Raw genomic sequence first — 13,706 nt, 5'->3', positions numbered from 1 at the left:
TCCTGCCATGCCTGACCCTGCACCCGCACCACTGGCGCTTGCCATCACCACCGGAGAACCCGCCGGCATCGGCCCCGACATCACGATCGGGGCCCTGCTGCAGCTTGGCGGCGCGGCCAATGGCATGGGCCATGGCGCGTACCGCTTCCATGTGATCGGCGACGCGCGCCTGCTGGCGCAGCGGGCCGAGGCACTGGGCGTGGCGCATGCGTGGCAGCGCCGGCTCGCCGATGGCGACGTGGTGGTCGAGGATGTGGCACTTGGCGTGGCCTGCGAGGCCGGCCAGCTCGATGCCCGCAATGGCCGCTACGTGCTGGCGCTGCTCGATACCGCCATCGACGGGCTGCAGGCCGGTCGCTTTGCGGCCATGATCACCGCGCCGGTGCAGAAGAGCACGATCAACGACGCCGGCGTGCCATTCACCGGCCATACCGAATACCTGGCCGCGCGCGCCGCCGTGCCGCGTGTGGTGATGATGCTGGCCGGGCCGCAGCCCGCGCATGACAACGCCATGCTGCGCGTGGCGCTGGCCACCACCCATCTGCCGCTGCGCGCCGTGCCCGACGCGCTGACCATTCCGATGCTGCAGCAGACGCTGAAGATCGTCGACCACGATCTGCGGCGCCACTTCGGCATTGCCCGCCCCCGTATCCTGGTGACGGGTCTCAACCCGCATGCCGGCGAATCGGGGCATATGGGCCGCGAGGAGATCGACGTCATCGGCCCGGCGCTGGCGCTGGCCTGCGACGCCGACATCGATGCACGCGGGCCTTATCCCGCCGACACGCTGTTCCAGCCGCGCCACCTGCGCGATGCCGATTGCGTGCTGGCGATGTACCATGACCAGGGTCTGGCGCCGCTCAAGTACGGCACCTTCGGCCACGGCGTCAATATCACGCTGGGCCTGCCCTTTATCCGCACATCGGTGGATCATGGCACCGCGCTCGACCTGGCCGGCACCGGCCGGGCCGAGCACGGCAGCATGATCGAGGCCATCCGGTGTGCCATTACCATGGCCGGCCATGCCAGCGGACGCCACGGCAACGGCGCGTCCGCCAACGGCCGGCACTGACTTATGCGTCCAAACGTGCATCAGGGCCATGTGGCCCGCAAACGATTCGGCCAGAACTTCCTGGTCGATGACGGCATCATCTACGGCATCGTCAACGCGATCGATCCGCAGCCGGACGACGTCGTCGTCGAAATCGGGCCCGGTCTGGGCGCGCTGACGAACCCGCTGCTCGAGCGCCTGCCCAGCATGCAGGTGGTGGAGCTTGACCGCGATCTCGTGGAGCGCCTGCGCAACCGCTACAACGACCGCCTGACCGTGCACGCCGGCGACGCGCTGGCGTTCGACTTCGGCAAGCTCAAGGAGCCGGCCCGCGCGCTGCGCATCGTGGGCAACCTGCCGTACAACATCTCGAGCCCGCTGCTGTTCCATCTGATGGATTTCGCCGATCACGTGCGCGACCAGCATTTCATGCTGCAGAAGGAAGTGGTCGAGCGCATGGTGGCCGAACCGGGCAGCAAGGCGTTTGGCCGGCTGTCGATCATGCTGCAGGTGCGCTACCACATGGAACACGTGCTCGACGTGCCGCCTGCGTCGTTCAACCCGCCGCCCAAGGTCGATTCGGCCGTGGTACGCATGATTCCCTGGCCGCGCGCCGAAGACGGTACGCTGCGTTCGCCCTATCCGGCGTGCAACCCCGGTGTGCTTGGCGACGTGGTGACCGCCGCGTTTTCGCAGCGCCGCAAGGTGCTGCGCAATACGCTGTCGTTCCTGCGCGACCAGGTGGACTTCGACGCGCTTGGCTTCGACCTGGGCCGCCGCGCCGAGGAAGTGCCGGTGGCCGAGTATGTCGAACTGGCGCGCATCGTCGGCAACAGTGCCGTGCCGCCTGCGCGCGGCGCGGCCTGACTCCACGGCGCCACCGCAGCCGATACCGATTTCGAATTTCCCGCTGAATCTCCGAACATCCTGAAGCAATCGCGACGCTCATGACCGAACAGACCAAGACCGATCCGCGTCCCGTCATCCTGACTGGCGATCGTCCCACCGGCCCGCTGCACCTGGGCCACTACGTTGGCTCGCTCAAGAGCCGCGTGGCCCTGCAGGAAACGCACAAGCAGTACGTGCTGCTGGCCGACACGCAGGCGATGACCGACAACGCGCATGACCCGGACAAGGTGCGCCGCAACGTGCTGGAAGTGGCGCTGGACTACCTGGCCGTCGGCATCGACCCCGCCAAGACCACGATCACGGTGCAATCGCACCTGCCCGCGCTGGCCGAGCTGACGCTGATGTATCTGAACTTCGTCACGGTGTCGCGCCTGGAGCGCAACCCGACGATCAAGGAAGAGATCCAGGCGCGTGGCTTTGGCCGCGACATCCCGGCCGGCTTCCTGTGCTATCCGGCCTCGCAGGCCGCCGACATTACCGGCTTCAAGGCCGTGCTGGTGCCGGTGGGCGAGGATCAGGCGCCGCTGATCGAGCAGACCAACGAAATCGTGCGCCGCATCAACCATCAGGTGGGCCGCGACATCCTGCCCGAGGCCGCCGCGCTGATTCCGAAGCATGGACGCCTGCCGGGCGTCGATGGCAAGGCCAAGATGAGCAAGTCGCAGGGCAACGCGATTCCGCTGGGCGCATCGCCGGACCAGATCCGCGAGGCCGTGCACAAGATGTACACCGATCCGAACCACCTCAAGGTGTCGGACCCGGGCCAGGTCGAAGGCAACATCGTCTTCACGTACCTGGACGCGTTCGATCCGAACGTGGAGGAAGTGCAGGCGCTCAAGGAACACTACCAGCGCGGCGGCCTGGGCGACATGGTGCTCAAGCGCCGCGTGGAAGGCATCCTGCAGGAAATGCTGCGCCCGATCCGCGAGCGCCGCGAGCAACTGGCACAGGACCCGGGCTACGTGTTCGATATCCTGAAGAAGGGCACGGAAGCCGGCCGCGAACTGACCCAGCAGACGCTGGACGAAGTGCGCGGCGCGGTGGGCATGTTCTCGTTCCCGAAGTAATCCGGCCCGTTTCACGCGCCATGCGTCCCTCCCGCCAGCCGGGAGGGACGAACACCGAAGGCCGCTCAGGCCTTCCGGTTCACCAGCACGATCCCTCCCAGCACCATCACCGCCGCCATGGCGAATCGCATGCCGACGTGATCGTGCATCAGCAGTACGCCGAAGGCGACCCCGAACAGCGGGGTCAGGAACGAGAATACCGATAGCCGCGATGCGAGATACTGGCGCAGCAGCCAGAACCAGATCAGGTAGCTGGCAAAGGCGATCAGCACCGACTGGTAGAACAGGCTGGCAACCACGAAACCCGTGACTTCCACGCGATGGACCTGGCCCGCCGCCACCGCCATCGCCAGCAGCAGCGCCGCCGACACGGCCAGCTGATAGAGCAGCGTCTTGCTGGCCGGCGCGTGAGACAGCCTGCTGCCCCGTACCACGATCGTCGTGGCGGCCCACAGGGCGCCGGCCACTACGCCCAGCGCGTCGCCCAGCAGGGTGCTCGACTGCGTGGATGCGGCGGCGATGCCATCCGCGAAGGCCAGCACCATGCCCAGGAACGCCAGCGCCACGCCGGCCCACTGGCCGCGCTGCAGGTGTTCGCCCGGCACGAACAGGTGCAGGCCCAGCGCGGTGAAGATCGGCGCCGTGTAGAGAAACACGGCCATGCGCGATGCCGTGGTGTGGCCCAGCCCGACGAAGATGCAGAAGAACTCGGCGCCGAACAGCAGGCCGGCAACCAGCCCGGCGCGCAGCGTCCCGTCGCGTTCCCAGAGCGGGGTGCCACGCCACGCGGCAAACGCGAACACCAGCAGCGCGGCGATCGCGGAGCGGACGCCGGCTTGCAGCACGGCGCCCATCAACGGAGCGGTGACCTTGATGACCACCTGCTGGAGTCCCCATGCGGCGCACAGCAATACCATCAGTCCGATGGCCATGCTGTCCAGCGGGCGCCTTGTTATAAGTTGTGTGGACATCGCCGCGTCGCTTACGGACGGGCGGCGTCGCGGGTCGAATTGCGCTCGATCAGTTCGATCTTGTAGCCATCCGGGTCTTCCACGAAGGCGATTACCGTGGTGCCGCCCTTGACCGGACCGGCCTCGCGCGTGACCTTGCCGCCGGCTGCGCGGATGCGGTCGCAGGCTTCCGCGGCGTTGGGAGTCTCCAGCGCGATATGGCCGTAGCCGGTGCCCAGGTCGTACTGGTCGACGCCGTAGTTGTAGGTCAGTTCCAGTACGGCCGTTTCGCTTTCCGGGCCGTAGCCGACGAAGGCCAGGCGGTACTTGTACTCGGGGTTGTCGCTCTCGCGCAGCAGTTGCATGCCGAGCACGCGCGTGTAGAAGTCGATCGAGCGTTGGTAGTCGCCAACGCGCAGCATGGTGTGGAGGAGTCGCATAGGGGGACCTTCTGTGGGTTGTTGAGACAACAGAGTCCGTCATTTTAGTCCTGCGCGCGCCATCGTGCCGGATTGCCCGCCGTGGCGCCGCTAAACTCGCGGCAAAGAAAATTTCACATCGACGGCGCCGGCGCGGAGGCCCGGCGGTTGCTACATTGCCGATTGCTTTCGACAGCTGCACGAATGCCTACGCCGGTCCATCACGGCGCGGCAGCGCCGAAGGTCGCGCGACAGGCTTTCTCTGACAGAGGGGAAACTGTATGACGCGATGCTTCCCGGGCAGTACCTGCGGCACACTGGCGTGCGTGCTGGCCATGGCGCTGGCGGCGCCGCCGGGCCACGCCGCGGACTGCGCGCCACCCTCGCCGACCGCGAGGTCCTACGCCGCGAACAACTGCGACGGGACGGTCGCCGGCGGCACGTTCGACACCGGCGCCAGCGGCTACGCTTCGGTCCTTCATGCATCCAACAACGGATCGATCACCGTCACGGGGCCGGTGACCCTGCACTCGGGCGGCAACGAATCCACGGGCGCCTACGCCGAATCGGGCGGCGCCATCCACTTCAACGCGCCCGGCAGCACCCTGACGATGCTGGGTTCGCATTCGAACGGGGTTCATGCCTTCGGCAGCGCGACCGTCACCGGGCAGGTCAATATCTCCACGTCGGGCGAGCGCGCACACGCCCTGTTTGCCGATTACGGCGGCGTCGTGCAGATGCATGATTCGACGATTCTGACCCAGGGCGCGGAGGCGTCCGGCATTACCGTGGCCACGGGCTCCATTTCACTGCTCGGCGCCAGTTCGATCACCACGACCGGCGATATCGCGCCCGGCGTGGCCCTGACTTCGTCGAATTCGAATGTCACCGTCGACGGGCAGGGCGCGCGCATTCCCATCCAGACCCGCGGCAAGGAATCGCCGGGCGCCGGATCGGCGAACGGATCGGGCACGATCGTGCTGCGCGGCGTGGATATCGCGACCAGTGGGCTCGTTGCCTTCGGCGCGCTGGCGCAGGGCGCCACGTCCGTGCGGGCCGAAGACACGACGATCGTCACGACCGGGCTGGGGTCTGTCGGTGTCGAGGCCATCAACGGCGGCACCGTGACGATGACCGGCGGCAGCGTCACCACGCTGATGCGCGGCGCGCACGGACTGTCTGCGCGCGGCACGGGTAGCCATATCGCGGCCGATGGCACGGCCGTGACGGTGTCGGGCGTGTCCACGTCGGCGATGCAGGTCATCGACCAGGCCCATATTGCGTTGCGCAACGGCAGCGCCCTGAGCACCGGCACCGGTGGCAGTGCGCTGTCGATGTACAGCACCGACGATTCGATGCTGCAGACCGCCGAGATCACGCGCAGCACGCTTTTGGCAAGCCGGGGCAGCGCGCTGTCGTTCCTGGGGGGGCCCGCAGCGGTGGCGATCACTGGCAGCAGCGTGGCCGGCGGCTACATTCTGATCGTCGATTCCCGGACTGCCCCGATCGTCGTCGATGTCACGGCCAGCGCCTCGGCGTTGCGGGGCGCCTCGCTGGTGCTGCCCGCCGACGGGGGCGGGCAGCACGCGGTACGGCTGGCCCTGCGCGACAACTCGGCCTGGCTGGTGACAGGCGACTCCAACCTGACGCGACTGGAGAACATCGGCAGCACGGTGGCCTTCGTGCCCCCCGCGGACGGCGTGTTTCATTCGCTCACGGTCAGCCAGTACCACAGCCAGGGCGGCACTCTGGGGCTGACGGCGGCGCTGGCGGGCGACGGATCGCCGGCGGACAAGCTCGTGATCGACGCCGGCTCGGTAACCGGCGCGACGGCCTTGCGCATCGTCAATGCCGGCGGCAAGGGGGCGCTGACGAGCGAGGGGATCCGGGTGATCGAGGCCATCAACGGCGGCAGCGCCCCGGCCGGCACGTTCGCGCTGGCGGGCCGTGCCGTGGCCGGGCCCTACGAATACCGGCTGTATCGCGGCAGCCCGCAGGCCCCCGCTGACGGCAACTGGTATCTGAGGTCGCAGCAACTGCCGACACCGCCCGACCCGCCCACGCCGCCCGATCCGCCGCCCACGCCGCCCATTCCTCCCGATCCGCCGGCGCCCCCGGGCCCGCCCCGGCCGATGTACCGGCCCGAAGTGCCCGCCTACATCGCCAACGAGCACGCGGCGGCCAGCCTGTTCCTGCACAGCCTGCATGACCGGATGGGCGAGCTGCCGTTCTCTGATGCACCGGCCGGCTGGCTGCGGGTGGTGGGCAAGACCGCCCAAAGCGGCAGCCGTGGCAACGACTACAGCGCCCGGGCCAATACGGTGATCCTGCAAGGGGGCGGCGACTTTGCGCGCGGCTCGCTGTTCGGCGCGGCCGACCGGCTGCACGTGGGCGCGATGTTCGGCTACGGCAACGTGCGGACCGACGGCCTGGCTGCGGGCAACACCGCCCGGGCGCAGGGCGACGTGAACGGCTATGGCGCGGGCGTGTACGCCACGTGGTTCGGCCAGGCCGCCTCGGACCTGGGGCCCTATGTCGACACCTGGTTCCAGTACGCCTGGTTCGACAGCAACGTGCGCGGCGACCAGTTGCCCAAGGTCGGCTATCACAGCCAGGCGTGGAACGTGTCGCTCGAAGGGGGATGGGCGCTGCCGCTGGCGGCGTCGTCATGGCGCGTCGAGCCGCAGGCGCAGGTGGCATGGCTGCGGCATCGTGGCGTCAGCGTGACCGAGCCCGGCGGCACCGAAGTCAGCGGTGGCGATACCAATGGCGTGGTGACACGGCTCGGCGTGCGGTTCTTTCGCACGCTGGACCGGAACGATGGCGGGCGGCTGCAGCCCTATGCCACGCTGAACTGGTGGCACGACCAAACCAGTACATCGGTCGGATTCAGCGAGACGGTGCTGGGGCAGTTGTTCCCGCGCGACCGCTACGAACTCAAGCTCGGCATCGACGCCAGGCTGTCACGCGGCTGGAGCAGTTGGGGGAATATCGGCGGGCAGTGGGGCAGCCAGGGCTACCGGCAGTACGCGCTGCGGCTGGGCGCGCGCTATGCCTGGTGAGCCTGGCAGGGCCAGTCAGCCAGCCCCCCGGGCGGTCAGAACGTCGGCAGCAGTTCGGGCGGATGCGCGCGCAAGCGGGCGCGTACGTCGCGGAACTCGGGAAAGATCGATTCGACGGTTTCCCAGAAGCGCGGGCTGTGGTTCAGTTCCTTCAGGTGCGCCAGTTCGTGCGCGGCCACGTAGTCGATCATCGACAGCGGGAAATGCATCAGGCGCCAGTTGAGCCGGATCTTGCCGTCGGCGGTGCAGCTGCCCCAGCGCGTGGCCGCCGACGTCAGCGCAAAGCCGGTATGGCGCACGCCGAGCTTGGCGGCGTAGATGTCGAGGCGTTCAGCCAGCAGGCGGCGGGCCTGGTTCTGCAGCCAGCCCTGCACGCGGTCCTTGATCTGCTGCTCTTCGGCGTGTGCTGGCAGCGCCAGATGCAGCACGCGCGTATCGGCATCGAAACACAGCACGCCAGCCGGCGATTCGAGCCGCAGCGTGACCGGCTGGCCCAGGAACGGCAGTTCGGCGCCGTCGCGCCACTGCACCGTGGGCAGCACGCGGCGCGACTCGCGATGGCGCCATTCGCCAAGCTTGGCAAAGATCCAGCGTTGTTTCTCAAGGATGGCCGACTCGATGTCGACCAGCGTCACCCAGCGCGGCGCGGTGATCGACAGCCCGCGGTCATCCACGGTGAACCCGATGGTACGGCGCGACGATCGCTTGAGCGAATAGTGCAGCGTTCGCTCGCCGACCTGCAGCGTGCGGCCATTGGGCAGTATCGGCGGCCACATATCGCCACCCCGGTCGCCACCCCGGTCGCCGGTCCGCTCGCCCGCCCGGTCGGCACCCGGCTGCGCGTCGGGCGCCGGCGCAAGCAGGTTCTGCTGCACCGGCGGAACGGGCGGCGTGGCGTCGGCCAGCGGCAGTTCCAGCTGCGCGTTGGGGTCGGCGGTCGGGCGCAACAGCTTCATGCGGTGGCCTGGCTCCCTGCGCGGCGGTAGCTTTCGGGATCGATGCGGCGCATCTCGGCCTCGATCCAGGCTTCCACTTCCTGGTTCAGCACGTCGGCGGTCTTGTTGGCCGACGGAATCGCGTCGCCAATCGAGATCGTGATCATGCCCGGGTACTTCAGGAACGAATTGCGCGGCCAGACGCGGCCCGAGTTGACCGCCATCGGGAAGACCCAGGCGCCCGTTTCCACGGCCAGGCGGGCGCCGCCGCTCTTGTAGCGCGGGTTTTCCTTGCCGGCAGGGGTGCGCGTGCCCTCGGGGAACATGATGATCCAGGCGCCCTCGTTGAGCCGCTCGCGGCCTTGCCGGGCGGCCGAGGCAAACGCCCGGGTGCCGTCCTTGCGGTTGATGTGGACCATCTTGAGCATGCCCAGCGCCCAGCCGAAGAACGGCACGAACAGCAGTTCACGCTTGAACACGAAGCACAGCGGCTTGGGCATCAGCGCCACATAGGCCACGGTTTCCCAGGCCGACTGGTGCTTGGACAGCAGCACCACGGGCTTGTCCAGCATCGCGAGCATCTTCTCCATGCCTTCGATGCGGTACTGGATGCCGCAGATCAGGCGCGCAGCCCAGATCACCAGGCGCGGCCAGCCGCGCACGAAGCGGAAGCGGTTTTCCGCGTTCATGAACGGGAAGACGATGAAACACATGCACGCGTAGGGCGGGGTCAGCACCACCAGGTACAGCGCGAACAGCAGGGAGCGGATAAATGTCATCGATGGGGGCGAAAAATCATGAGGCGGGCGGGCCTCAGGGAGCGGGCTGCGCCGCGTGGGCGCTCGGGGCCGGGGTCTTGTGCGTCCCTTCGGCGATCAGCCAGCGCGCGAACGCCGCCAGGTCGTCATGCACGCGCGTGCCGGCCGGCAGGCCGCCCTTTTCCAGCGTGCGCAGGCCCTTGCCGGTGCGCACCAGGTGCGGCACGCAGCCCACGGCCACGCCGGCTTCAAGGTCGCGCAGCGAATCGCCCACCGTGGGCACGTTGCGCAGTTCGATGCCGAACCGCTCGCCGATCTGCTCGTACAGGCCCGACTTCGGCTTGCGGCAGTCGCAGTTGTCGGCGGCCGTATGCGGGCAGAAGAACACCGCTTCCACGCGGCCGCCCAGCGCGGCCAGCGCCTTGTACATCTTTTCGTGCATCGCGTTGAGCGCGCTCATCTCGAACAGTCCCCGGCCAATGCCCGACTGGTTGCTGGCAATGACGATGCGGTAGCCGGCCTGGTTCAGCATGGCGATGGCCTCGAGGCTGCCGGCAATCGGCACCCACTCGTCGGGGGTCTTGATGAAGTGGTCGCTGTCCAGGTTGACCACGCCATCGCGGTCGAGGATCACGAACTTGGGCTGGGACTGTGGCATGGCGGCTCCGGGGCGGCTTGAAAACAGCTTAGGCGGCAAGCTTCGAAATGTCTGCCACGCGGTTGGCCAGGCCGTGCATCGTGGCCAGCAGCGCCAGGCGGTTGGCGCGCAGCTTCGCGTCCTCGGCCATCACCATCACGTCGTTGAAGAAGCGGTCCACGGCATCGCGCAGCTGGGCCAGGTCGCGCAGCGCGGCGGTGAAATCGCCACCCGCGAAGGCGGCTTCCACGCCTGGACGCACCCGTTCGATGGCGTCGAACAGCGCGCTTTCGGCGGCCTCCTGGAACAGGGCGCGGTCGACCGTGTCGATGGCCTCGTCGGTCTTCTTCAGGATGTTCGTGATGCGCTTGTTGGCGGCGGCCAGCGCCTCGGCCTCGGGCAGCGCGGCAAATGTGCGCACGGCTTCCATGCGGGCCAGGATATCGTGCAGGCTCTGCGGACGCAGGCTCACCACGGCTTCCACCTCGTTCGTGGTGTAGCCCTTGTCCTTCAGGTACCCGCGCACGCGGTCGTACAGGAAGTCGGAGATCGCGTCGCGCGCCGGCTTCACGGTGGCGATGCCCGCGAACGCCTGTTCGGTCAGGCCCAGCAGCGTGTCGATCGACACCGCCAGCGGCTTTTCGATCAGCATGCGCAGGATGCCCAGCGCGTGGCGGCGCAGCGCGAACGGATCCTTCTCGCCCGTGGGCTGCAGGCCGATGCCCCAGATGCCCACCAGCGTTTCGAGCTTGTCGGCCAGCGCCACGGCGGTGCTGACGTTGCCTTCGGGCAGCGCGTCGCCGGCAAAGCGCGGGCGGTAGTGCTCGGAGCAGGCCAGCGCCACGTCCGCGGCTTCGTCGTCATGGCGCGCGTAGTACGTGCCCATGGTGCCCTGCAGCTCGGGGAATTCGCCCACCATGTCGGTCAGCAGGTCGGCCTTGGCCAGTTCGGCGCCGCGCATCGCGGCGGCCTTGTCCACCTGGGCGCCGGTGGCGTTCATCGCGTCGGCGATATGGCCGGCAATCTGCTGCAGGCGTTGCACGCGGTCCAGCTGGCTGCCGATCTTGTTGTGGTAGACCACGTTGCCCAGCTGCGGCACGCGCGACGCCAGCGTCTTCTTGCGGTCCTGGTCGAAGAAGAACTTGGCATCGGCCAGGCGCGGGCGCACCACGCGCTCGTTGCCCGAGATGATCGACTGCGGCGTGTCGGTGGCCAGGTTCGACACGATCAGGAAGCGGTTGCGCAGGTGGCCGGCGGCGTCGGTCAGCGCAAAGTACTTCTGGTTGGTCTGCATCGTCAGGATCAGGCACTCCTGCGGCACGGCCAGGAAGGCTTCCTCGAAGTGGCACGGGTAGACCACCGGCCATTCGACCAGAGAATTCACTTCGTCCAGCAGCGACTCGGGCATGATCACCCGGTCGGCGCCTGCTTCCTTGAGCAGGGCGGTGCGGATGCGTTCGCGGCGGTCGGCATAGCCGGCGATCACGCGGCCGCGCGATTCCAGCAGGCCCGCGTATTCGGCGGCGTGCGGAATCTCGATGGCGCCCTGCGACAGGAACCGGTGACCCTGCGTGACGTTGCTGGCCGGCAGGCCGAGCGCCGACACCGGCACGATTTCGGCACCGTACAGCGCGATCAGGCTGTGCGCGGGGCGCACGAAATGCACCGTGCTGCCGTCCGGGCGCTGGTAGCTCATCAGCTTCGGAATCGGCAGCTTGCCGAGGGTGTCGTCCAGCGCGGCCTGCAGGCCGTCGGCCAGCGCGGCACCCCTGGCGGTGTAGCGGTAGAAGAACGCATCGGCCTTGCCGTCGGAGGCACGCTCCAGCGTCTGCCAGTCGATCTCGGCCACGCCCACCGACTTGGCCAGGGCGGCCAGCTTCTTGGCCAGCGGGGCGGTCGGGGCGCCGTTGGCGTCCAGCGCCACGGTCAGCGGCAGCACCTTTTCGCGCTGTTCGCGGTCCGGCGCGGTGCGGCGCACGCCGGTCACCAGGGCGGCCAGGCGGCGCGGCGTGGCAAACGGCGTCACGGCGGCGCCGGCTTCGAGCAGATCGCGCGCGCCGAGGCCATCGAACAGCCCTTGTGCGAAGGCGTCGCCCAGGCGGGCCAGCGCCTTCGGCGGCAGTTCTTCGGTGAACAGTTCGATCAGCAGCGAATCGGTCATGGGTTGCGACATGAATCTATCCAACAGGTATGGGCGCGCGCGTCAGCAGCGCGGCGCGAGATTGGGTTCCACGCCAGACAGCAGCCACAGGCCGTTCTGCTGGCGGAATTGCAGCGTGGTGTAGGCGCATTGCACGGCCACGCCGGAAGCGCCGCGGGTGCCCGCGGCCGGGAAGCGTGCGTCGATGCGATGGGACCGGCGGTCGTAGCGGATCTCGTCGATGCGGCCGCCCACCCAGAAATCGATCTTCGCGGGCAGCTGCGCGGCGGAATAGTAGGTCCGCACCGTGCGGCGCGAGCGCCCGCCGTTGTCTTCCCATTCGACCCACTGCAGCGGGTAGCGGATGGCGCTCTCGTAGGCGCGCAGCGGCACGCGGTGCCAGCCGAGGTCGCGCGACCCGGACAGGTCGCACGAGAACGAGCGCACCAGCTGCGTCCACTGGTCGATCGACGACAGCGACGGCCGCCAGTGCCGCGTGATGGCCTGCTGCAGCGCCTGGCTATCCGCCTCGCAGATATTGGCCAGGTCGGCCGGCAGGTACAGGGCCTGCGGCGACGGCGGGGGCGACGTCCGCGCGGCGGCAAGCGCGCTGCCGGCGGGCGACAGCGCAACCGGCACGGCAAAAGCCAGCAATGCCAGCGTGCCGCGCACGCGGGCCGTCATGCGCGGGCCCCGTTGTTGCACATCGGGAAGCCCAGCGCCTCGCGCGAATCGTAATAGGCCTGCGCGACCATGCGCGACAGGTTGCGGATGCGGCCAATATAGGCGGCGCGCTCGGTCACCGAGATGGCGCCCCGAGCATCGAGCAGGTTGAACGTGTGGGCGGCCTTCAGCACCTGTTCGTACGCCGGCAGCGCCAGGCGGGTGTCGGTCAGCTTCGGCGTGCCGTCTTCGTTCTTTTCGCCGGCGTCGCCCATCAGGCGGCGCGCTTCGCCCTCGTGCTCGGAAAAGTGACGGAAAAGTATCTCGGTGTTGCTGTGTTCGAAGTTGTAGGTGGACTGCTCCACCTCGTTCTGATGGTAGACGTCGCCATAGGTCAGGCGGCGCGTCACGCCGTTCTCTTCCCACTCGGTCCACACCAGGTCGTAGACGTTTTCCACCTTCTGCAGGTACATCGCCAGGCGTTCGATGCCGTAGGTGATCTCGCCGGTAATCGGCTTGCAGTCGATGCCGCCCACCTGCTGGAAGTACGTGAACTGGGTCACTTCCATGCCATTGAGCCAGACTTCCCAGCCCAGGCCCCAGGCGCCCAGGGTCGGATTTTCCCAGTCGTCCTCGACGAAGCGGATGTCGTTCTGCTTCAGGTCCAGGCCCAGCGCCTCCAGCGAGCCCAGGTAGAGCTCCAGGATGTTCTCGGGCGCCGGCTTCAGCACGACCTGGTACTGGTAGTAATGCTGCAGGCGGTTCGGATTTTCACCGTAGCGGCCGTCCTTGGGCCGGCGCGACGGCTGCACGTACGCGGCGCGCCACGGCTCGGGGCCGATCGCGCGCAGGAACGTATGCACGTGCGATGTACCGGCGCCGACCTCCAGATCGATCGGTTGCAGCAATGCGCAACCCTGCCGGTCCCAGTAGGCCTGCAGGGTCAGAATCATTTGTTGGAAGGTCAGCATAGGAAGACGAAATGAAAGCTGGCGGCAAGTGCGCGAAGCGTCTCGCGCCGGGTTTGCCAAACCTTGGATTCTATCGGGTTTTTGGCCTGTCTCAGCCGGGTTACCGCATGAAAACGGTGTCGCAGGGCACGAATCGTGCATGCG

12 protein-coding genes are annotated in these 13,706 nt (G+C 68.0%); 4 read left to right on the top strand and 8 right to left on the bottom strand.

Features of this window, described 5'->3' with window-relative positions:
• Positions 1-7: 7 nt before the first annotated feature.
• The 3 genes from pdxA to trpS all read left to right on the top strand — a co-directional run bounded on the left by pdxA (position 8) and on the right by trpS (position 3,027).
• The gene (gene pdxA / locus BLQ58_RS05470) at positions 8-1,072 is read left to right on the top strand and encodes a 4-hydroxythreonine-4-phosphate dehydrogenase PdxA (RefSeq protein ID WP_092595304.1); all 1,065 of its coding nucleotides are present in this window, start codon (positions 8-10) and stop codon (positions 1,070-1,072) included.
• 3 nt (positions 1,073-1,075) lie between these two features.
• Entirely contained in the window at positions 1,076-1,918 is an 843-nt protein-coding gene (gene rsmA / locus BLQ58_RS05465; RefSeq protein ID WP_092595302.1) for a 16S rRNA (adenine(1518)-N(6)/adenine(1519)-N(6))-dimethyltransferase RsmA, read from the top strand.
• 80 nt (positions 1,919-1,998) lie between these two features.
• A complete protein-coding gene (trpS, locus tag BLQ58_RS05460) occupies positions 1,999-3,027 on the top strand; it encodes a tryptophan--tRNA ligase (protein ID WP_092595300.1) in 1,029 nt (342 codons plus the stop codon).
• A 65-nt stretch (positions 3,028-3,092) separates the two neighbouring features.
• Here the strand turns inward: trpS and BLQ58_RS05455 are convergent, their stop codons facing one another.
• Positions 3,093-3,998 carry a DMT family transporter gene (locus BLQ58_RS05455; protein ID WP_092595298.1) on the bottom strand — a complete coding sequence of 302 codons (906 nt, stop codon included), beginning with the start codon at positions 3,996-3,998 and terminating at the stop codon, positions 3,093-3,095.
• Positions 3,999-4,009: 11 nt separating this feature from the next.
• Entirely contained in the window at positions 4,010-4,417 is a 408-nt protein-coding gene (gene gloA / locus BLQ58_RS05450) for a lactoylglutathione lyase (protein WP_092595296.1), read from the bottom strand.
• Between the two features lie 260 nt (positions 4,418-4,677).
• Here gloA and BLQ58_RS05445 point away from each other — a divergent pair, with 260 nt between their 5' ends.
• Complete coding sequence (locus BLQ58_RS05445) at positions 4,678-7,458, top strand: autotransporter family protein (protein ID WP_092595295.1); 2,781 nt, start codon at positions 4,678-4,680, stop codon at positions 7,456-7,458.
• Positions 7,459-7,493: 35 nt separating this feature from the next.
• On the opposite strand, the gene BLQ58_RS05440 is transcribed toward BLQ58_RS05445, so the two are convergent.
• The 6 genes from BLQ58_RS05440 to glyQ are packed head-to-tail and all read right to left on the bottom strand — an operon-like array spanning position 7,494 to position 13,562.
• Positions 7,494-8,414: a M48 family metallopeptidase gene (locus tag BLQ58_RS05440; protein ID WP_092595293.1), complete on the bottom strand. Its 921-nt coding sequence runs from the start codon at positions 8,412-8,414 to the stop codon at positions 7,494-7,496.
• Complete coding sequence (locus BLQ58_RS05435) at positions 8,411-9,172, bottom strand: lysophospholipid acyltransferase family protein (protein ID WP_092595291.1); 762 nt, start codon at positions 9,170-9,172, stop codon at positions 8,411-8,413. Before BLQ58_RS05435 ends, BLQ58_RS05440 begins: the two co-directional genes overlap by 4 nt.
• Positions 9,173-9,206: 34 nt before the next feature.
• Positions 9,207-9,809, bottom strand: a complete 603-nt coding sequence (gene gmhB / locus BLQ58_RS05430; protein ID WP_092595289.1) for a D-glycero-beta-D-manno-heptose 1,7-bisphosphate 7-phosphatase — start codon at positions 9,807-9,809, stop codon at positions 9,207-9,209.
• A gap of 28 nt (positions 9,810-9,837) precedes the next feature.
• Positions 9,838-11,961 (bottom strand): glycine--tRNA ligase subunit beta, encoded by a 2,124-nt coding sequence (glyS, locus tag BLQ58_RS05425; RefSeq protein WP_092595287.1) that lies wholly within the window; start codon positions 11,959-11,961, stop codon positions 9,838-9,840.
• Between the two features lie 30 nt (positions 11,962-11,991).
• Positions 11,992-12,612, bottom strand: a complete 621-nt coding sequence (locus BLQ58_RS05420; RefSeq protein ID WP_092595285.1) for a hypothetical protein — start codon at positions 12,610-12,612, stop codon at positions 11,992-11,994.
• Positions 12,609-13,562, bottom strand: coding sequence for a glycine--tRNA ligase subunit alpha (glyQ, locus tag BLQ58_RS05415; protein WP_092595284.1), 954 nt, complete (start codon positions 13,560-13,562; stop codon positions 12,609-12,611). The genes BLQ58_RS05420 and glyQ overlap by 4 nt, the downstream gene beginning before the upstream one ends.
• Between the last annotated feature and the right edge of the window lie 144 nt (positions 13,563-13,706).

Origin of the sequence: Ralstonia sp. 25mfcol4.1 (genome assembly GCF_900104095.1) — a bacterium.
Lineage (GTDB): Bacteria > Pseudomonadota > Gammaproteobacteria > Burkholderiales > Burkholderiaceae > Cupriavidus.
This window is presented reverse-complemented; position numbering and strand designations above follow the sequence as displayed.